Origin of the sequence: Micromonospora sp. 15K316 (assembly GCF_004348525.1) — a bacterium.
In the GTDB taxonomy this organism is placed as follows: Bacteria; Actinomycetota; Actinomycetes; order Mycobacteriales; family Micromonosporaceae; genus Micromonospora.
This window is the reverse complement of the sequence record NZ_SMKG01000101.1, coordinates 1-21122: the sequence shown is the minus strand read 5'-3', so window position 1 is coordinate 21122 and position 21122 is coordinate 1. Positions and strand designations below refer to the sequence as shown.

The window sequence follows — 21122 nt, the reverse complement described above, 5'->3', positions numbered from 1 at the left end:
GGTGCGGGCGGGCTCCGTCGAGATGTGTGCGGTGGCCGGGGGCCCGGTGTCCGGGGGTCTGGTCGGGCCGCCGGGCCGAAAGTCGGCCCGAGTGGGTGGTCGCCACGCGCCCCCGGCGCCGGGCAGGCGTCACTCGCACGGTCGGTGATCCAACCGCCGATCCGGGGCTCCGCGGTGCCTGCCGCTACCAAAACTTCTGTCCGAATGAGCAAAAGTTAGCGACGGATCAGCCGAAGCCCTGGACATGCGGCTCGGAAGACTCCTACTGTGTCGAACACAACGCATAGACGGCACGTCGATGTGAAGGATGCCGATGTGGAGGTGAGTCCAGTGCGGACCGACGACCCACTGCACGTACGCCTCCTGCGGTTGCTCCGCGACGAGGGGGCCGTCTCCCGGGCCGAACTCGGCGACCGGTTGCAGATGCCCCGCCCCCGGCTCCTGGCCGAGCTGGAGCGACTCGTCAAACTCGGCTACGTCGCCGAGGCCGGGCTGGCCGCGTCCCGCGGCGGGCGTCGGTCCACACTTGTCGAACTCAACCCGCGGCTGCGCTTCGCCGCGGTCGACCTCGGCGCCTCGTCGATCGACGTCGAGGTGGTCAACGGGCGGCTCGAACCGGTCGCCGCGTACGCGGAGGCGGCCGACATCCGCTCCGGTCCGAAGGTGATCCTGCAACGGGTCAACGAGCTGCTGCACAAGGCGAAGGTCGACGGCGCGTACGAGCGGCTGGACGGCGTCGGCGTCGGCGTGCCCGGCCCGGTGAGCTTCCGTGACGGGCTGCCCGTGTCACCGCCGATCATGCCCGGCTGGGACCGCTTCCCGGTACGCGAACTGCTCTCCCGCGAGCACGGCTGCCCGGCGGTGGTCGACAACGACGTCAACATCATGGCGATCGGCGAGCGGCACGGCGGGGTCGCGCACTCGGTCGACGACTTCCTGTTCGTCAAGATCGGTACGGGTATCGGCTGTGGCATCTACCTCAGTGGCGAGGTCTACCGGGGCACCGACGGCTGCGCCGGCGACATCGGCCACATCCAGGTCGACTCGCACGGGCCGATGTGCTCCTGCGGCAACATCGGCTGCCTGGAGGCGCTCTTCAGTGGCGCCGCGCTGGCCAAGGAGGCTGCCACCGCCGCCCGCAGCGGGACCTCGGCGGCGCTCGCCGACCGGCTGGCCGCCAACGGCGTGGTGACCGCTCTCGACGTCGCCGAGGGCGCCGTCGAGGGAGACGTGACCTGTATCCAGCTGATCCGTGACGGGGGGCGGCGGGTCGGCGGCGTGCTGGCCGGGCTGGTGAGCTTCGCGAACCCCTCCATGATCGTGATCGGTGGCGGCCTCGCCCAGCTCGGTCACATCCTGCTCGCCGAGATCCGCAGCGTGGTCTACCGCCGGTCGCTGCCGTTGGCCACCGGCAACCTGCCCGTCGTCCTCTCCGAGCTCGGCCCGCGGGCCGGGGTCGCCGGCGCGGCGGTGCTCGCCAGCGACGTCGCGTTCGGGGAGGCATCGTGAGCGCGAGGAGTGAGCCGGGTTTGCGAGCCCCGCAGTTGCGAGCCGGGGTTGCCGTGAGCGCGAGGAGTGAGCCGGGTTTGCGAGCCCCGCAGTCGTAGCTGGACCGGGTTTGATCGAGCGGAAGGAGGCGTGGTGACCGAACGGGAAGCGAGCCCGACGGGCGGCAGCGCGGAGGGCGGGTCCATGGACGCCCCGCTGCTCGAGGCGCCGGCCGACGCCGTCGCGGGCGAGGTGGTGTTGCGCCTCACCGACGTGGTCAAGACCTTTCCGGGCGTACGGGCCCTCGACGGCGTGCAGCTGGAGGTCCGTGCCGGCGAGGTGCACTGCCTGCTCGGCCAGAACGGCGCGGGCAAGTCGACCCTGATCAAGGTGCTCTCCGGGGTGCACCGGCCCGACACCGGCCAGGTCGAGTGGCGCGGTGAGCCGGTCAGCTTCGCCAACCCGCAGGCCGCGATGCGCGCGGGCATCGCCACGATCTATCAGGAGCTGGATCTCGTCGAGGACCTCTCGGTCAGCGAGAACGCCTTCCTCGGACACGAGCCGCGCCGGCTCGGCTTCGTGCGCCGCGGCCACATGGCGCGACGTACCCGGCAGATCCTCGGTCGGCTCGGGCACGCCGAGATCCCGCCGAACCGAATGGTCCGTGCGCTGCCGGCCGCCGGCAAGCAGGTCGTCAGCATGGCTCGCGCGCTCTCCCACGAGGCGCGGCTGATCATCATGGACGAGCCGAGCGCCGTGCTCGCCCACGACGAGGTCGGCAACCTGTTCCGCATCATCCGTGAGCTGACCGCGCAGGGCATCGCCGTCATCTACATCTCGCACCGGCTCGAGGAGATCCGCGAGATCGGTGACCGGGTGACCGTACTCAAGGACGGCCGGACCACCGCGGCGAACCTGCCGGCCCGCGACACCCCGACCCGCGACCTGGTCAACCGGATGACCGGCCGCACCATCGAGTACGTCTTCCCGGAACGCCCGGCCGACGCCACCCCGGCGGACGCCGACCTGCTCGAGGTGGAGGGGCTCACCCGGGCCGGCGAGTTCACCGACGTGTCGCTGCGGGTGCGCCCCGGTGAGGTCGTCGGCATCGCCGGGCTGGTCGGGTCCGGTCGTTCCGAGCTGCTGGAGACGATCTACGGCGCCCGGCGGCCCGAGGCGGGCACGGTGCGGATGGCCGGTCGGGTGCTGCGCCCCGGCAGCGTCGGCGCGGCGGTACGCGCCGGGATGGGCATGGCCCCGGAGGAGCGCAAGAGCCAGGCGTTGCTGCTCGGCGAGCCCGTCTACCGCAACGTCACCCTGGCCACGTTCGCCCGGTACGCACGGGCGGGCTTCACCGACACCGGACGCGAGCGCGCGGAGGCGGACCGGATCGCGGAGAGCCTGGAGTTGCGTCCGCGCGACGTGCGCCGCCCGGTCCGCACCCTGTCCGGCGGGAACCAGCAGAAGGTGGTGGTCGGGCGCTGGTTGCTCGGCGACACGAAGCTGCTGCTGCTCGACGAGCCGACCCGGGGCGTCGACGTCGGCGCGCGGGCCGAGCTCTACCAGGTCATCCGCGCCCTCGCCGAGCGCGGCGTCGGGGTGCTGCTGGTCTCCAGCGAGGTTCCCGAGGTGCTCGGCCTGGCCGACCGGGTGCTGGTGATGCGGGAGGGGCGGGTCGTCCGCGAGGCCCCGGCCGGCGAACTTGACGAGAACACCGTCCTCGACCTCGTCATGGCGGGGTCCCTGATGGAAGGCGCGGCGGCATGAGCGACGTGACCGACACCTCCACCCCGGAGCGGCCGGCGCAGCTACCGGCGCAGTCTCCGCCGGTCGATCCGGCGGAGACCGCGGCGGCCGAGCAGCGGGGCGCGGGCCGGCTCTCCTGGTGGCGTGGCGAAGGCGGCGAGGGGGCGCGGCGGAATCTCTGGCTCATCGGGGTGCTGGTGGCGTTGATCGTCATCGGCGTCATCACCCGACCCGATCTCTACGGCGACTCCAGCTGGGTGTGGAGCAACATCCTCGTCATCCTCAAGCTGGCCTCCGTGGTCGGTGTGGTCACGGTGGGGATGACCTTCGTCATCATCGGCGGCGGCATCGACCTGTCGGTCGGCGCGATCGTCGCGCTGGCCGGGGTCTGGGCGACCACGGTGGCCACCCAGAGCTACGGCGCCGGCGGCATGATCTTCTGCGCGCTCGCCGTCGGTCTCGGCGTCGGTCTGGTCAACGGGGTGCTCATCTCGTACGGCCGGCTGGTGCCGTTCATCGCCACGCTGGCGATGCTGGTGGCCGCCCGCGGTCTGGCCGCCGAGCTCTCCGACAAGCAGACCCAGGTCTCGGAGAACACCACCATCAACGGCATCGCCAGCACCAACCTGCTCGGTATCCCGCTGCTGGTCTACATCCTCGCCGCGGTGGTGCTCGCCGGGTGGGTGCTGCTCAACCGCACCACGTTCGGGCGGCGCACGGTGGCGGTGGGCGGGAACCCGGAGGCGGCCCGGCTGGCCGGCATCGACGTCAAGCGGCACACGGTGTTGCTCTACGCGCTCTCCGGTCTCTGCTGCGGCATCGCCGCGATCATGCTCACCGCCCAGGCCACCTCGGCCCAGGCGGCGATGGCGAACCTCTACGAGCTCGACGCGATCGCCGCCGCGATCATCGGCGGCACGCTGCTCAGCGGCGGGCGGGGCACCATCATCGGCTCCCTACTCGGGGTGATCATCTTCTCGACGATCACCAATCTCTTCGCGATCAACGGTCTCACCACCGAGGCCCAGAACATGGTCAAGGGCGGCATCATCGTCGCGGCCGTCCTGGTCCAACAGGTGCAGTTCCGCAGCCTCACCCAGTTCCTCGGACGTAACCGGCTCACCACCAACTGACCCACCGCAGCACACCCGGTCACCGTGCAGGCGACGGTGACCGGGCCCCGCACACCCTTTTTCCCACTCCCACCACCGCGAATTCAGGAGGTCGTCATGACCGAGCACAGTCGCGACCTGTCCCGCCGCCGCCTGCTCTTCGGCGGGGCTGCCGTCGGCGCCGGCGTGCTGCTCGCCGGTTGCACCAGCAACGAATCCGATCAGCCGAGCGCCGCGCAGACCAAGGGGGCCGACGCCGCGGCCGGCGGTAACGCCGCCCCGGGCGAGCGGGTGACGATCGGCTTCTCCGCCCCGGCCGCCGACCACGGCTGGCTGGCCGCGATCACCACCAACGCCAAGGCGCAGGCCGGCGCGTACTCCGATGTGGAGTTCAAAACGGTCGAAGCCGGCGCGGACGCGGCGGCGCAGCGGGCGGCGCTCTCCACGCTGATCTCGCAGAAGCCGGACGTCATCGTCCTGCTGCCGCACGACGGCAAGGAACTCAACGCCGCCGGCCTGGAGGCGATGAAGGCCGGCATCCCGGTGGTGAACCTGGACCGGGCCTTCCCCGACGCGCTGGCCTACCGGCTCCAGATCAAGGGCGACAACTACGGCATGGGGGTCGCCGCCGCCCACTTCATCATCGACCAGCTCAAGGCCAAGGGCGTCAGCAACCCGATCATCGGCGAGATCGCCGGCACCGACTCCCTGGAGCTGACCCAGGAGCGCTCGAAGGGCTTCGCCGACACCCTCCGCCAGAACGGGCTGACGGTGAACAACCGCCGTCCGGCGGAGTTCACCGCCGACTCCGGCCAGCAGGCCGCGACCAGCCTGTTCCAGGCGCTGCCGAAGATCGACGCGATCTGGAACCACGACGACGACCAGGGCATCGGTGTGTTGGCCGCGGTCACCCAGGCCAACCGCAAGGAGTTCTTCATGGTCGGCGGCGCCGGCTCGAAGAAGGCGATCGAGGACATCCAGGCGGACAACACCGTGCTCAAGGCGACCGTCACCTACAGCCCGTCGATGGCGTCCTCGGCCATCTCGCTGGCCCGGCTGATCGCCCAGGGCAAGGGCATGTCCGACCTGGTGGAGCTCCAGGTGCCCAAGGAGATCATCCTCGCCTCCGAGACGATCACGAAGGAGAACGCGAGCAACTACCTCAAGCTCGGGTTCTGACACATTGGGGGGAGACCCACCTTGTCCACTACAGGTAAGCAACTGCGGGTCGGCATGGTCGGCTACGCGTTCATGGGCGCCGCGCACTCGCAGGCGTGGCGCACCGTGAACCGCGTGTACGACCTGCCGGCGCGGGCCCGGATGGCGTTGATCTGCGGCCGGGACTCCGGGAAGGTGGCCGAGGCCGCCGACCGGCTCGGTTGGGAGGCGTACACCACCGACTGGCGTGACCTGATCGACCGGGACGACATCGACGTCGTCGACGTCTGCACTCCGGGCGACAGCCACGCCGAGATCGCACTCGCCGCGTTGGCCGCCGGCAAGCACGTGCTGTGCGAGAAGCCGCTGGCGAACACAGTGCAGGAGGCGAGGGAGATGGCCGCCGCGGCGGCCACGGCCCAGGCCGCCGGTGTGCGGTCGATGTGCGGATTCAACTACCGCCGGGTGCCCGCGGTCACGATGATGCGCCAGCTGGTCGCCGACGGACGGCTCGGAGTGATCCGGCACGTCCGGGCGGTGTACCTGCAGGACTGGATCGTGGACCCGCAGTTCCCGCTGGTCTGGCGGCTGCAGAAGGACAGGGCTGGGTCCGGCGCGCTCGGCGACATCGGCGCGCACATCATCGACCTGACCCAGTACGTGACCGGCCAGCGGATCACGGGGGTCAGCGCGGTGACCGAGACGTTCGTCAAGGAGCGGCCGCTGCCCGCCGAGTCGAGCGGGTTGGCCGCCTCGGCGAACGGCGGTGACGGTCAGGTCGTCGACGGGGCCGGACCGGCCACCGGCCCGGTGACCGTGGACGACGCCGCGCTCTTCGTGGCCCGGCTGGACGGCGGCGCGCTCGCCACGTACGAGGCGAGCCGCTTCGCCACCGGTCGCAAGAACGCCCTGCGGGTGGAGATCAACGGCTCGCTGGGCAGCGTGGTGTTCGACCTGGAACGCCTCAACGAGCTGGAGTTCTACGACGCGACGCGGCCGACGGCCGAGCAGGGGTTCAGCCGCATCCTGGTGACCGAGGGCGAGCACCCGTACATGTCGGCCTGGTGGCCGCCGGGGCACATCATCGGCTACGAGCACTCGTTCACGCACCAGATGCGCGACTTCGTCGAGGCGATCGCCACCGGCGCCGACCCGGCCCCCTCCTTCGCCGACGCGCTGCAGGTCCAGTTGGTGCTGGACGCGGTGGCCCGCTCGGCCGAGTTGGGTTCGTCGTGGACGGAGGTGGAACCCGCGCTCGCCGCGGTGGCCGTCTGACCCGATTCCGGTCCGGCCGGGCGCCCGGCCTGACCGACCCCCGATCCGCTCGCGGTGGCGGCGTCGCCGCCCCGCCCGACCAGTACCTCCGTTCCGACCGGCGAGGGCCGGCCGCGGTTGCGCCCCGCGGCCGGAACGAGGTCGAGACCGGAGGGAGTGCGCCCGGGCCCGGTGCCCGGTAGGCACACGCAGGACGGCTCGCCGGTGCGGCCGGACCGGGATTCCCCGGTCGCACCGGAGGGCCACCACCGTCGACGATCCGGAGGAGCGATGGCACGTCGACCTCTCGCGGACCGTCACCGACCGTTCCCGCCGACCCGCGGTGAACCTCCACCATTGAGACGTCCGGCCGGGGCGGCGGGCCACCGCCCCGACGCGGATGCGGGGGAGGCAGGGTCGAGACGCCGACCGACCCTGCCTGCCAGCCCCGTCCGTCCGCACCCGAACCGGGGTCCGGCCGGCGCCGTCGCCGCCGACTTCGGCGCCGGACCGCCCCGGCGGACGGGCGGACGGGGCCCATCCGCTCGAACCCATAGTTTTCCGAAGCAACTTCTGATATCAATGTAATTCGATGCACAACGGTCCTCCTGATCGGGGAAGGAGCGCCATGCGTACGGGCGTCTGGCTGGTGGGAGCGCGCGGATCGGTCGCGACCACGAGCATCGTGGGAGGGCTCGCCCTGCGGGCCGGCCTCGCCGGGCCTACCGGCTGCGTCACCGAACTTCCCGAGCTGCGCGGGCCCGCCCTTCCCGCCTTCGCAGACCTGGTCTACGGGGGCCACGACGTGGTCACCACCCCGCTGTGCAAGCGCGCCGAGGCGCTGGCCGCCGCCGGCGTGCTGCCCGGCCGGCTGGTCGCCGCGCTCCCCGACGAACTGGCCGCGGTCGAGGAGGAGCTGCGCCCCGCGCCGACCGGCGCGACCCAGGCGGTCCGGGCCGTCGCCGCCGCGCGGGATCTGATCGGCTTCCGCGACCGGCACCAACTGGACCGGCTGATCGTGGTCAACGTCTCGGCGACCGAGCCGCCCGCCCACCCTCATCCCGGGCACGCCGATCCGGCCGCGCTGCGGGCCGCGCTGACCGGCCCGCAGGAGGTGCTGCCGCCCAGCTCCCTCTACGCCTACGCGGCCCTGGAGGCCGGCTGCCCGTACGTCGACTTCACCCCCTCGACCGGGGCGCGGCTGCCCGCCCTGCACGCGCTGGCCGTCGAGCGTGGACTGCCCTACGCCGGGCACGACGGCAAGACGGGGGAGACCCTGGTCAAGTCGGTGCTCGCCCCGATGTTCGCGATGCGGCACCTGCGGGTGCGCTCCTGGTCCGGGCTCAACCTGCTCGGCGGCGGTGACGGCGCCAACCTCGTCGACCCGGGCGCCAACGCCGCGAAGGTGGAGAGCAAGCAGCGCGTGCTCGGCGAGACGTTGGGCTACCTGCCGCAGGGCGAGACCCGGATCGACTTCGTGGAGGAGCTCGGCGACTTCAAGACGGCCTGGGATCTGATCACCTTCTCCGGCTTCCTCGGCACCCGGATGCGGATGGAGTTCAGCTGGCACGGCTGCGACTCCGCGCTCGCCGCGCCCCTGGTGCTCGACCTGGCCCGGCTCACCGCGGCCGCGCACGCCGCCGGGGAGGTCGGCCCGCTGACCGAGCTGGCCTTCTTCTTCAAGGACCCGCTCGGCTCGCCGACCCACTCGCTCGCCGAGCAGTGGGCCCGGCTCGTGACCTTCACGCGGAGCCTGCACGACGGGTCCGGGGGCACTGATGGCCACGCTGGCTGACCTGGCCGAGCTGGTCCGCGCGCCGGCCGCCCTCTCCGTCCCCGGTGACGTCGTCGCCGGCGCCGCCGCGGCCGGCACGCTCGACCGGCGTACGCCCGCGCTCGCCGGCGCGTCGGTGCTGCTCTACTGGGCCGGGATGGCCGCCAACGACTGGGCGGACCGGGGGCTGGACGCCGTCGAACGGCCGGAGCGCCCCATCCCCAGTGGCCGGATCCGGCCGGGCACCGCTGTCGGTCTCGCCGCCGGGCTCACCGCCGCCGGGGTCGCCCTCGCCACCGCCGCCGGGGGCCGCCGCGCCGCCGCGGTCGCGGTGCCGCTGGCCGCCACCGTCTGGGGGTACGACCTGCGCGCGAAGAACACCGCGGCCGGCCCGGCCGTGATGGCGGCGTGCCGTGGGCTGGACGTGCTGCTCGGCGCGAGCGGCGGTCGGCTGACCCGCGCGCTGCCGGCGGCGCTCACCGTCGCCGCGCACACCTGGACGGTCACCGCGCTCTCCCGCCGGGAGGTCAGCGGGGCCGACCCGGCGCTGCCGATCGGCACCCTGGCCGGCACCGCAGTGGTCGCGGCGACCGCCGCCCGGGCCGCCCGGCGCGCTCCCGACCGCGACCTCACCGGCCGTGCGCTGCTCGGGCGGAGAGGTGCCCGCCGAGGCGACGCCCGCGCCGCCGCGCATCAGGCCGGGGGCGGCGTCGACGCGGAACCCGCCACCCCGTCCGGTGCGGACGCTCGTCGCGGCGGCGCCCACGCGACTCCGCGCCGAACCGCCCGCATCCCGGCCCGCCTGAGCCCGGGTCGCGGGTCCGGGGATGGAAACGGCACGTCATTGCGGGGCACGCTCGCCGCCGTGGTGCCGGCGGCGCTCGCCGCGTGGTACGCCGCCGGTTACGGCACCGCGCAGGCCCGGGTGGTGGCCGAGCCCAGCGCCGGCCGGGTCCGGGCCGCGGTCGGGGCGGGGATCACCGGACTGCCCGCGCTGCAGGGCGCGCTCACCGCACGCGGCGGGGCCGGTTTGCTGGGCCTGGTGGTCGCCGCCGCGGCGCCGCTGGGGCGGCGGCTGGCGCGGAAGGTGTCGCCGACATGAGCACCACGCCCGCCGCTGCGGCGTTCGAACGCCCCACGGACGCCGGCCCCCGCTTCGGGTACGGCACGAACGGCTTCGCCAACCACCGCCTCGACGACGCGCTCGCCGTCCTCGCCGACCTCGGATACCACGGTGTGGCGCTCACCCTCGACCACGATCACCTCGACCCGTTCGCGCCGGGCCTGCCGCGCCGCGTCACGTCGCTGCGGCGGCGGTTGGACGCCCTCGGGCTCGGGGTGATGATCGAGACGGGCGCGCGCTACCTGCTCGACCCGTGGCAGAAGCACGCGCCGACGCTGCTGCACGACGACTCGACCCGCCGCGTCGAGTTCCTGCGCCGGGCCGTCCGGATCGGCGCCGACCTGGGCGCGGAGGCGGTGTCGTTCTGGGCCGGCGTACGCCCCGAGCACGTCCCGCCCCGGGCCGCGTGGGACCGGCTGGTCGCCGGCTGCGCCACGGTGGTCGACGCCGCCGACCGGGCCGGCGTGCAGCTGGGCTTCGAGCCGGAGCCGGGCATGCTGGTCGAGGACATCGCCGGCTGGCGGCGGCTGCGCGCCGCGCTCGACGGCCCACCCTGCTTCGGCATCACCCTCGACATCGGGCACTGCCGCTGCCTGGAGCCCCAACCGGTGGACCGCTGCGTCCACGAGGTCGCCGAGCACCTGGTCAACGTCCAGATCGACGACATGCGCCGGGGGGTGCACGAACACCTCGAGTTCGGCGAGGGTGAGATCGACTTCCCGCCGGTGCTGCGGGCGCTGGACGACGCCGGCTACCACGGCCTCGTCGCCGTGGAGCTGCCCCGGCACTCGCACGCCGCCCCCGCCGTCGCCGCGCGTTCGCTGGAGTTCCTGCGCGACGCCGCAGCGCGAGCGCGCACACTGCCGGGCGAGGCGGACCCGCCGGCCCCGTCCCCGGCCGTGCCCGCTCCGGCCGTACCCCGCTCTGCACCCACCGACGTGTCGTCGACCGGAACGGCCCCGGTGCGTATGTAGGTGCAGAGCAGAGGGGGTCCGAGGCGTCCCCACGCCGGCAGCACGACCGCACGGCGGACGGCTCTCCGGCCGCGACGCCGCGACGGGCCACGGCCACCGCCGCGGCTTCCGGCGCGACGGGCGACGCCCGGGCACCCAGGGCGATACCGCGCAGGCTCCGTCTCCGGAGCGGCGCCGAGGGGAGGCACGATGACAGCGGATCATCTGCGGGTGGCCCTGAGGGGCGTACCCGACCCGGACTGGCTGGACGAGGCGCTGCGACAGGTGGCAGCCGACCCGGCCACGATCACCCGGTTCTTCCCGGCCGCCGGCCGGCGCTGCGGTCGGGCCGCCCTGCCCGACGCGCCCGGTTGGACCGCCGACGAGGCCACCCGCGCGCTGCTGCTCACCACCCTGCCCACCGACCACGCCGGGTACGCCGACACCCTCTACCGGCGGGGTGACGCGGCCGAAAAGCGGGCCGTGCTCAAGGCGTTGCCGCTGCTGCCGATCGGCGACGCGGGGGTGCCCCTGCTGCACGACGCGATCCGGACCAACGACACCCGCCTGGTCGCCGCCGCGCTCGGCCCGTACGCCCGGCACCTCGACGCGGCGGCGTGGCGGCAGGCGGTGCTGAAGTGCGTCTTCAGCGGGGTGCCGCTGGCTGTCGTGGCCGACCTCGACACCCGCGCCGACGGCGAGCTGGCCGTGATGCTCGCCGGCCTCGCCGACGAACGGCACGCGGCCGGGCGGGACCTGCCCGCCGACGCCACCGACCTGCTCGACCGGCTCACCGCCGGCTCCGGCCGACCCACCGCCCGGGAGGCGTGATGCGCATCTTCGACCCGCACATCCACATGACCTCGCGCACCACCGACGACTACGAGCGGATGGCCGCCGCCGGCGTCCGGGCCGTGGTGGAGCCGGCGTTCTGGCTCGGGCAGCCGCGTACCGGCCCCGCCTCGTTCACCGACTACTTCGACTCGCTCATCGGGTGGGAGCCGTTCCGGGCCGGGCAGTTCGGCGTCCGGCACCACGCCACGATCGCGCTGAACCCGAAGGAGGCCAACGACCCGCGTTGCCGGCCGGTGCTCGACCTGCTCCCCGACTACCTGGAGAAGGACGGCGTGGTGGCGGTCGGCGAGATCGGGTACGACTCGATGACCCCGGAGGAGGACGAGGCGTTCGCCGCGCAGCTCGCGCTCGCGGTGGCGCACGACCTTCCGGCGCTGGTGCACACCCCGCACCGGGACAAGGCCCGGGGCGTGGAGCGGAGCCTCGCGGTGGTCCGCGAGTCCGGCATCGAGCCCGGCCGCGTCGTGCTCGATCACCTCAACGAGGTGACGGTGCCACTGGCCCGGGAGACCGGCTGCTGGCTCGGCTTCTCCATCTACCCGGACACGAAGATGTCGCCACCGCGGATGGTGGAGATCCTGCGGGAGCACGGCACCGAGCGGATGCTGGTCAACTCGGCGGCCGACTGGGGCCGCTCGGACCCGCTGCTCACCCGGGCCACCGGCGAGGCGATGCTGGCGGCCGGATTCAGCGCGGACGACGTCGACCAGGTGCTGTGGCGCAACCCGGTGGAGTTCTACGGCCAGTCCAAGCGGCTCGACCTGGACCCGGCCGACCTCGCCCCGCCGAGCGCCACCTTCGCCGGCAACTCGATCCTGCGCGGGGGGAGCTGATGCGGCTGCGGCATGCGTCCGGCGAGACAGTCCACCTCGGCTACTGCACCAACGTGCACCCCGCCGAGGACCTCGCCGGCATCCTCGCGCAACTCGACACCTACGCCCTGCCGGTCCGCCAGGAGCTCGGCTCCGACCTGCTCGGCCTGGGGCTCTGGCTGGCCGCCCCGGTCGCCGCCGAGTTGGCCGCCGAGCCGGCCGCCCGGCGCCGGCTGCGGGCCGAGCTGGCCGCGCGGGGCCTGGAGGTGGTCACCCTCAACGGCTTCCCGTACGCCGCCTTCCAGGCCCCGGTGGTCAAGGGCGACGTCTACCACCCGGACTGGACCACGGCGGACCGGCTCACCTACACCCTGGACCTGGCGCGGGTCCTCGCCGATCTGCTCCCCGACGACGCGGCCCGCGGCTCCATCTCCACCCTGCCGCTGGCCTGGCGGTCGCCCTGGGACGCCGCTCGGGCCGGGGCGGCCCGCGAACGGCTGGACCAGCTCGCCGCCGGGCTCGCCGAGGTGGAGCGGGAGACGGGCCGGCGGATCCGGGTCGGGTTCGAGCCGGAGCCCGGCTGCCTGGTGGAGAGCACGAAACAATCCGCCGCCATGCTGTCCGCAATGGACACCGAACGGCTCGGCGTGTGCGTCGACCTCGCGCACCTCGCCTGCGCCTGGGAGGAGCCGGCCGAGGCGCTGGCCCGGTTGCGCGCGGCCGGTCTGCCGGTGGTGAAGGTGCAGGTGTCGGCCGCGTTGGAGGCGGCCGACCCGGTCGGCTCCGCCGAGGCGCTGCGGCGTTGGGTGGAGCCGCGCTTCCTGCACCAGACCCGGGCCGCCGGCTGCGCGGGCGGCCACGACCCGGCCGATCCGGCGTACGCGGCGGACGACCTCGACGCCGCGCTCGACGCGCGGCTGCGGGGGCGGTGGCGGGTGCACTACCACGTGCCGTTGCACGCGCCGCCCGAGGCGCCGCTGGAGTCGACGGTGCCGGTGCTGCGCGCCGCGTTGACCGAGCTCTTCGGCGGCCCGGACGCGGGCTGCGACCACCTCGACGTCGAGACGTACACCTGGGGGGTGCTGCCGCAGGCGCGGCGTCCCCGCACCGACGCGGAGCTGGCCTCGGGGATCGCCGCCGAGCTCGCCTTCGCCCGGGCCGAGCTGACCGCGCTCGGCCTCGTGCCCGTCGACCGGCCGGGTCCGGCGGGCGTTCTGGATCAGGGATCGCCGCGCGGCGGCGTCGAGCGGAGCGAGGTGCCGGCATGAGTCGTCGTCTGGTGGTGCTGGACGTGGTGGGGCTGACCCCGCGACTGCTGGCGCACATGCCCCGGCTGCGGGGCGTCGCCGACCGGGGCTTCCGGGCGGAGCTCGGCACCGTGCTGCCGGCGGTGACCTGCTCGGTGCAGTCCACGTTCCTCACCGGGGAGCCGCCCGCCGGGCACGGCGTCGTGGGCAACGGCTGGTACTTCCGGGAGCTCGGCGACGTGCTGCTCTGGCGGCAGCACAACGCCCTCGTCGGCGGGGAGAAGCTCTGGCAGGCGGCCCGGCGGGTCGAGCCCGGCTACACCGTGGCGAACGTCTGCTGGTGGTACGCGATGGGCGCGGACGTCGACTGGACGGTCACGCCCCGGCCGATCTACCACGCGGACGGGCGCAAGGACCCGGACTGCTACACCGACCCGCCGCAGCTGCACGAGGCGCTCACCGGCCGGCTCGGCACCTTCCCCCTCTTCAGCTACTGGGGTCCGGGCGCCGGGCTGGCCTCCTCCGCCTGGATCTGCCGGGCGGCCGAGCAGATCCTCGCCGACCAGGCGCCGGATCTGACCCTGGTCTACGTGCCGCACCTCGACTACGACCTGCAACGGTACGGCGCTTCCTCGGCGCAGGCGGCGGCCGCGGCGGCCGAGCTGGACGGGGTGCTCGGCCCGCTGCTCGACGCCGCGCAGGCCCGGGACGCGACAGTGGTGGTGCTGTCGGAGTACGGCATCACCGACGTGTCCCGCCCGGTGGACGTCAACCGGCTGCTGCGTGCCGAGGGGCTGCTGCGGGTGCACACCCAGGCCGGGATGGAGTACCTGGATCCGTGGACGTCGCGGGCGTTCGCGGTCGCCGACCACCAGGTCGCGCACGTCTACGTGCGGGACCCGGCGGACGTGGCGGCGGTGGCGAAGCTCTGCGCCGGCCTGCCCGGGGTGGCCGAGGTGCTGGACGCCGAGGGTAAGGCCGCGTACGGGCTGGACCATGAGCGCGCCGGCGAGCTGGTGCTGGTGGCGGAGCCGGACGCCTGGTTCACCTACTACTACTGGCTGGACGACGCCCGGGCGCCGGACTTCGCCCGGCTCGTGGAGATCCACCGTAAGCCCGGGTACGACCCGGCCGAGCTCTTCTTCGACCCGGCCGCGCCGGCCGCGGCGAAGCGCCGGGCGGCTGTGGCCCTGGCCCGCAAGAAGCTCGGCATGCGCTACCTGATGAGCGTGGTGGGGTTGGACGCGGGCGCGCGGGCGGTCCGCGGCTCGCACGGGCGGCTGCCGGCCGACCCCGCGGACGGGCCGGTGCTGCTCTGCTCGGACCCGAGCGCGGCCCGGGAGCGGCTGGCGGCGACGGACGTGAAGTCGCTGCTGCTGGAGCTCGCCGGGCTCGGCGGGGCCACGAAGGGGGACACCCGGTGACGGTCACGGTTGCGCCGACCGACGTGGGCGGCCTGCGGGCGCGCTTCGACGCCGAGCTGGCCGCGTTCCTCGACCGTCAGGGGCCGGACTGGCCGGACGGGGCGCCGCGCGGCGTCTTCACGGCGTTGCAGCGGTTCGTGCTGGCCGGCGGGAAGCGCCTGCGTCCGCTCTTCTGCTACTGGGGCTGGCGCGGTGGCGGGGGTGAGGACGGCGCACCCATCGTGATGGCCTCGGCCGCCCTGGAGCTCTTCCACGCCTTCGCCCTGATCCACGACGACATCCTCGACGGCAGTGACCGCCGTCGGGGCGAGCCGTCGGTGCACCGGCTCTTCGCCGACCTGCACGCGCGGTCGTCGTGGCGGGGCGATCCGGAGGCGTACGGGCGCAACACGGCCCTGCTCTGCGGGGACCTCTGCGCCGCCTGGTCGGACCAGATGTTCCACGAGTGCGGCCTGCCCACCGAGCAGGTGCACCGGGGGTACGCGATGTTCGCGCTGATGCGTACGGAGGTGATCGCGGGGGAGTACCTGGATCTCGTCTCCGGGGTCGGGGACGGCTCGGTGGCGAGCGCGCTGACCGTGATCCGGATGAAGGCCGCCCGCTACACGGTCACCCGGCCGTTGCAGATCGGTGCGGCGCTGGCCGGCGGCCCGCCGGAGCTGGTCGAGGCGTTCGCCGAGTTCGGCGACCCGCTGGGCGACGCGTTCCAGCTCCGCGACGACGTGCTCGGGGTCTTCGGTGATCCGGCGGTCACCGGCAAGTCGATCCTGGACGACCTGCGCGAGGGCAAGCCGACGGTGATGATGGCGCTGGCCCGCAGCGCCGCCGACCGGGCGCAGACGACCCGGCTGCGGGAGCTCTTCGGCAATCCGGAGCTGGACGCCGACGGCGCGGCCGAGCTGCGTACGATCATCGAGGCGACCGGCGCGCGGGCCCGGATCGAGCAGATGATCCGGGTCCGCACCGAGCAGGCGTTGACCGCACTCGAACAGGCGCCGGTGGACGGCGAGACCCGTACGGCTCTGGTCGGGCTGGCCGAGCAGGCGATCGACCGCCGCTCCTGACCGGCCGCACCCGAACGACTTTCCACCGATCGAGCGAAAGTCCGGGCCGGTTCGGCAGAAGGTATAGACACATTCAAGTATCTCACTTAGTGTCGTGGCCAATACCCCACTGTTTCGTCGAGGTGAACCGGCGGCGCGGTAACCCATCGACTGGTGACCCTCCGCGCGGGTGGCTCCACCGTCGGAGTGCTCACGGCCGCCGGATCGGCACACCGGCGGCCCCCCACCGCACAACCCGCTACGGCCCCGGCGCGTCGGCGCGCGCCCCGCCCTGGCAGTCAGTCGTCAGGAAGGGACAGCCACACCATGCCCAGACGGGACAACCCCCACCACCGCCCCCGACGATGGTTCACCGCCGGTTCGGCCCTGCTGCTGGTCGCCGCGGCCGGCACGGTGGCCCTCGGCGCCGGCCCCGCCGCCCTCGGCGGCGCCACGCCCGCGCAGGCGCACCCGATCAACGCCACCGACTTCCAGCAGGTCGAACTCGCCCGCGGCGTCGCCGAGATGGGTGAGCCGATGTCGCTGGCCGTGCTGCCGGACCGCTCGGTGCTGCACACCGCGCGCAACGGCACCCTGCGGCGCACCGACGCGAACGGCACCACCACGGTGATCGGCACGATCCCCGTCTACACCCACGACGAGGAGGGCCTGCAGGGCGTCGGGGTGGACCCGAACTTCGCCAGCAACCGGCAGATCTTCCTCTACTACGCGCCGCCGCTCTCCACTCCCGCCGGTGACGCGCCGGCCACCGGCACCGACTTCTCCGCCTGGCAGGGCGTCAACCGGCTCTCCCGGTTCACCCTCAACGCCGACTTCACCGTCAACCAGGCCAGCCGGGTCGACGTGCTCGACGTACCCGCCGACCGCGGCCTCTGCTGCCACGTCGGTGGTGACATCGACTTCGACGCCGCCGGCAACCTCTACCTCTCCACGGGTGACGACACCAACCCGTTCGACTCCGCCGGCTACGCGCCGATCGACGAGCGCACCAACCGCAACCCGGGCTTCGACGCGCAACGCAGCGCCGGGAACACCAACGACCTGCGCGGCAAGATCCTCCGCATCAAGGTGAACGCGAACGGGACGTACTCCATCCCGACGGGCAACCTCTTCGCGCCCGGCACGACGGGCGCCCGCGCCGAGATCTACGCGATGGGCTTCCGCAACCCGTTCCGGATGAGCGTCGACAAGGCCACCGGCGTCGTCTACGTCGGCGACTACGGGCCGGACGCCGGCTCGACCAGCGCCACCCGCGGCCCGGCCGGTCAGGTCGAGTTCAACCGGGTCGCCGCGCCGGGCAACTACGGCTGGCCGTACTGCACCGGCACGAACACCAGCACCGAGACGTACAACGAGTGGAACTTCGCCACCAACGCCACCGGCCCGAAGTTCAACTGCACCGGCGGCCCGACGAACAACTCGTTCCGCAACACCGGCCGGGGCACCCTGCCACCGGCCCAGCCCGCCTGGATCCGCTACGGCGGCGACGCCGGCAGCCCGTCCGAGTTCGGTGGCGGGTCGGAGTCCCCGATGGGCGGCCCGGTCTACCGGTACAACGCCGCCAACCCCTCGACCACGAAGTTCCCGCAGTCCTTCGACGGTCAGTTCTTCGCCACCGAGTTCGGCCGGGGCTGGATCAAGCCGATCCACGTCAACGCCGACGGCTCCCGGGGCACCATCGACACCTTCCCCTGGGTCGGCAAGCAGGTGATGGACTCGGCCTTCGGCCCGGACGGCGCGTACTACGTCCTCGACTACGGCACCGGCTACTTCAACGGGGACGCGAACTCCGCGCTCTACCGCTTCGACTACATCGGCGGCGGCAACCGCGCGCCCACGGCCCGGGCGGCGGCCGACAAGACCTCCGGCGCCGCGCCGCTGACCGTGGCCTTCTCCTCGGCCGGCTCCTCGGACCCGGAGGGCTCGGCGCTGACGTACCAGTGGGCGTTCGGTGACGGCACCACCTCCACGGCGGCCAACCCGACGAAGACCTACACCGCCAACGGCACGTACACGGCGACGCTGACCGTACGCGACCCGCAGGGTGCCACCGGCAGCGCCAGCGTGGTGGTGAGCGTGGGCAACACCGCGCCCACGGTGACCATCACCAACCCGGGCAACGGCAAGCTCTTCTCCTTCGGCGACTCGGTGCCGTTCAGCATCACGGTCACCGACCCGGAGGACGGCACGATCGACTGCACCAAGGTCAAGATGACCTACGTGCTCGGGCACGACCAGCACGGGCACCAGATCACCTCGCAGAACGGCTGCTCCGGCACGATCGCCATCTCGGTCGACGGCGAGCACGACTACGCGGCGAACATCTTCGCCATCTTCGACGCCGAGTACACCGACGCGGGCGGGCTCACCACGCACACCCAGCACATCCTCCAGCCCCGCCACCGCCAGGCCGAGCACTTCAAGACCTCGTCGGGGATCAACACCTTCGACAAGGCCGCGGCCGAGGGCGGCAAGACCGTCGGTGACATCCACAACGGTGACTGGATCGCCTTCGACCCGTACCAGGTCGGCAACGTCACCTCGTTCACCGCCCGGGTCTCGTCGGCCGGCGCCGGCGGCACCCTCCAGCTACGGACCGGCTCGGCCACCGGCACGGTGATCGGCTCGGCCACCGTCCCCGTCACCGGCGGCTGGGAGACCTTCACCACGGTCACCGGCACGGTCGGCAACCCGCCCACCGGCACCACCACGCTCTACCTGACCTTCGCCGGGTCGGGCACCGGGGCGCTCTACGACGTGGACACCTTCACGCTGAACACCGGCGGTGGGGGGACGCCCGGCACGGGTCCGATCCGGGGTCTGGCGGGGAAGTGTCTGGACGTGCGTAACGGCGCGACGGCGGACGGTACGCAGGTCCAGCTCTACACCTGTAACGGGAGTGCGGCGCAGTCGTGGTCGGTGACGCCGAATTCGACGGTGCGGGCGTTGGGTAAGTGTCTGGATGTGTCCGGTGGTGGTTCGGCGGACGGTACGAAGATCCAGTTGTGGACGTGTAACGGTTCGGGTGCGCAGAACTGGTCGGCGCAGGCGGATGGGACGGTGCGTAATCCGCAGTCGGGTAAGTGTCTGGATGTGTCGGGGAACAACTCGGCCGACAGCACGCCGGTGCACCTGTGGAGTTGCACGGGTGCGGCGAACCAGAAGTGGATCCTGCCCTGAGTTGAGCGGAAGGGCCCCTCGTCGACGCATATCGTGGGGGCGAGGGGCCCCTCCTGACCATTTCGAGGAGAGCTGAGATGCGCAGACTTCTGCGATCCGTCCTCGGTGGGGCCACCGCTGCCCTCGCCGTCATCGCCTGCACCAGCCCCGCCACCCCGGCCAGCGCCGCCGACACCCCGTACGACGTGCTGGTCTTCTCCAAGACCGCCGGTTTCCGGCACGACTCGATCGCGGTCGGCACCCAGGCCATCCGCGACCTCGGCGCGGCGAACAGCTTCACGGTCACCGCGACCGAGGACGCCGCCGCCTTCAGCACCGGCAACCTCGCCCAGTACGAGGCGGTGGTCTTCCTCAACACCACCGGCGACGTGCTCAACGCCGCCCAGCAGACCGCCTTCGAGCAGTACATCGGCTCGGGCGGCGGCTACGTCGGGGTGCACGCCGCCGCCGACACCGAGTACGGCTGGTCCTTCTACGGCAACCTGGTCGGTGCGTACTTCGCCTCGCACCCGGCGATCCAGCAGGCCAACGTGAAGGTGGAGAACCGGGCCCACGCGGCGAGCGCGCACCTGCCGCAGACCTGGACCCGTACCGACGAGTGGTACAACTACCAGACCAACGCTCGCTCCACGGCACGGGTGCTGGCCACCCTCGACGAGTCCTCCTACTCGGGCGGCGGGATGGGAGCCGACCACCCGCACTCCTGGTGCAAGACGTACAACGGTGGTCGGGCCTTCTACACCGGCGGCGGTCACACCCAGGCGTCGTACGCCGAGCCCGCGTTCCGCGCCCACCTGCTCGGCGGCATCCGCTACGCCGCCGGCCGCACCAAGGCCGACTGCCGGCCCGAGACCGGCTACACCACCCTCTACAACGGCTCGACCACCGGCTGGTCGCAGGCCGGGCCGGGCAGCTTCACCAACACGGACGCCACCCTCACCTCGGTCGGTGGCATGGGGCTGTTCTGGCACAGTGCGAAGCAGTTCACCAACTACTCCCTCAAGCTCGACTGGCGGATGGCCGGCGACGACAACTCCGGCGTCTTCATCGGCTTCCCGCCGTCGAGTGACCCGTGGTCCGCCGTGGACAACGGGTACGAGGTGCAGATCGACGCCACGGACGCGGCCGACCGGACCACCGGCGCGGTCTACACCTTCAAGTCCGCCGACCTGGCGGCCCGGGACGCGGCGCTCAACCCGCCGGGGGAGTGGAACAGCTACGAGCTGCTGGTCGAGGGGGAGCGGCTCCAGGTCTTCCTCAACGGCGTGAAGATCAACGACTTCACGAACACCAACCCGGCCCGCTCGCTCGCCGGGCACATCGGCCTGCAGAACCACGGCACCGGGGACGACGTCTCGTTCCGCAACGTCCGGATCAAGGAGCTCGGCGGTACGCCCCCGCCGGGCGGCAACCTCACCGTCCAGGCCGAGGCGTTCAGCTCGGCCGGCGGGGTCAGCGCGGTCGGCAAGGCGGGCGCGAACGGCGGCCAGACCCTCGGCTACGTCGAGCCGGGCGACTGGGCCGCGTACAACGGGCTCGACCTGACCGGCGTGACGTCGTTGCGGGCGCGGGTGGTCTCCGGCGGCCCGGGCGGCACCATCCAGGTGCGGACCGGCTCGACCACCGGCCCGGTGCTCGGCTCGGTGGCGGTGCCGAACACCGGTGGCTGGAACACCTTCGCGGACGTCACCACGACCCTCTCCGGCGTGCCGTCCGGCACGCAGAACCTCTACCTGACCTTCACCGGGTCGGGTGGTGGCCTCTTCGACGTGGACGACTTCACGTTGGTGCGGGGGAGCGGGGGCACGCCCGGCACGGGTCCGATCCGGGGTCTGGCGGGGAAGTGTCTGGACGTGCGTAACGGCGCGACGGCGGACGGTACGCAGGTCCAGCTCTACACCTGTAACGGGAGTGCGGCGCAGTCGTGGTCGG

General features: G+C 72.9%; 15 protein-coding genes. All 15 read left to right on the top strand.

Going from position 1 to position 21122, the window contains the following annotated elements; translation table 11 throughout:
- The first annotated feature begins 330 nt into the window (after positions 1-330).
- Positions 331-1509 (top strand): ROK family protein, encoded by a 1179-nt coding sequence (locus tag E1211_RS19325; RefSeq protein ID WP_132350408.1) that lies wholly within the window; start codon positions 331-333, stop codon positions 1507-1509.
- Between the two features lie 183 nt (positions 1510-1692).
- On the top strand, positions 1693-3255 hold the full coding sequence (locus E1211_RS19320; protein WP_132350407.1) for a sugar ABC transporter ATP-binding protein: 1563 nt from the start codon (positions 1693-1695) through the stop codon (positions 3253-3255).
- Positions 3252-4367 carry an ABC transporter permease gene (locus E1211_RS19315; protein WP_132350404.1) on the top strand — a complete coding sequence of 372 codons (1116 nt, stop codon included), beginning with the start codon at positions 3252-3254 and terminating at the stop codon, positions 4365-4367. The genes E1211_RS19320 and E1211_RS19315 overlap by 4 nt, the downstream gene beginning before the upstream one ends.
- Positions 4368-4463: 96 nt before the next feature.
- Positions 4464-5525 carry a substrate-binding domain-containing protein gene (locus tag E1211_RS19310; protein ID WP_132350403.1) on the top strand — a complete coding sequence of 354 codons (1062 nt, stop codon included), beginning with the start codon at positions 4464-4466 and terminating at the stop codon, positions 5523-5525.
- Positions 5526-5579: 54 nt separating this feature from the next.
- On the top strand, positions 5580-6779 hold the full coding sequence (locus tag E1211_RS19305) for a Gfo/Idh/MocA family protein (RefSeq protein WP_132350406.1): 1200 nt from the start codon (positions 5580-5582) through the stop codon (positions 6777-6779).
- Between the two features lie 607 nt (positions 6780-7386).
- Positions 7387-8553, top strand: a complete 1167-nt coding sequence (locus E1211_RS19300; RefSeq protein WP_132350402.1) for an inositol-3-phosphate synthase — start codon at positions 7387-7389, stop codon at positions 8551-8553.
- A complete protein-coding gene (locus E1211_RS19295; protein ID WP_132350401.1) occupies positions 8537-9634 on the top strand; it encodes an SCO3242 family prenyltransferase in 1098 nt (365 codons plus the stop codon). The genes E1211_RS19300 and E1211_RS19295 overlap by 17 nt, the downstream gene beginning before the upstream one ends.
- Complete coding sequence (locus E1211_RS19290) at positions 9631-10629, top strand: sugar phosphate isomerase/epimerase (protein ID WP_132350400.1); 999 nt, start codon at positions 9631-9633, stop codon at positions 10627-10629. Before E1211_RS19295 ends, E1211_RS19290 begins: the two co-directional genes overlap by 4 nt.
- Positions 10630-10818: 189 nt before the next feature.
- Positions 10819-11439 (top strand): EboA domain-containing protein, encoded by a 621-nt coding sequence (locus tag E1211_RS19285; RefSeq protein ID WP_132350399.1) that lies wholly within the window; start codon positions 10819-10821, stop codon positions 11437-11439.
- Positions 11439-12296 carry a TatD family hydrolase gene (locus E1211_RS19280; RefSeq protein WP_132350398.1) on the top strand — a complete coding sequence of 286 codons (858 nt, stop codon included), beginning with the start codon at positions 11439-11441 and terminating at the stop codon, positions 12294-12296. The genes E1211_RS19285 and E1211_RS19280 overlap by 1 nt, the downstream gene beginning before the upstream one ends.
- A complete protein-coding gene (eboE, locus tag E1211_RS19275) occupies positions 12296-13543 on the top strand; it encodes a metabolite traffic protein EboE (protein WP_132350397.1) in 1248 nt (415 codons plus the stop codon). The genes E1211_RS19280 and eboE overlap by 1 nt, the downstream gene beginning before the upstream one ends.
- The gene (locus tag E1211_RS19270) at positions 13540-14946 is read left to right on the top strand and encodes an alkaline phosphatase family protein (protein ID WP_165947293.1); all 1407 of its coding nucleotides are present in this window, start codon (positions 13540-13542) and stop codon (positions 14944-14946) included. The genes eboE and E1211_RS19270 overlap by 4 nt, the downstream gene beginning before the upstream one ends.
- Complete coding sequence (locus tag E1211_RS19265; RefSeq protein ID WP_132350396.1) at positions 14943-16010, top strand: polyprenyl synthetase family protein; 1068 nt, start codon at positions 14943-14945, stop codon at positions 16008-16010. Before E1211_RS19270 ends, E1211_RS19265 begins: the two co-directional genes overlap by 4 nt.
- A 306-nt stretch (positions 16011-16316) precedes the next feature.
- The gene (locus E1211_RS19260; protein WP_132350395.1) at positions 16317-19190 is read left to right on the top strand and encodes a PQQ-dependent sugar dehydrogenase; all 2874 of its coding nucleotides are present in this window, start codon (positions 16317-16319) and stop codon (positions 19188-19190) included.
- Positions 19191-19267: 77 nt separating this feature from the next.
- Positions 19268-21122, top strand: a 1855-nt coding sequence (locus tag E1211_RS19255; RefSeq protein ID WP_132350394.1) for a ThuA domain-containing protein, incomplete at its 3' end; no start/stop codon positions are given.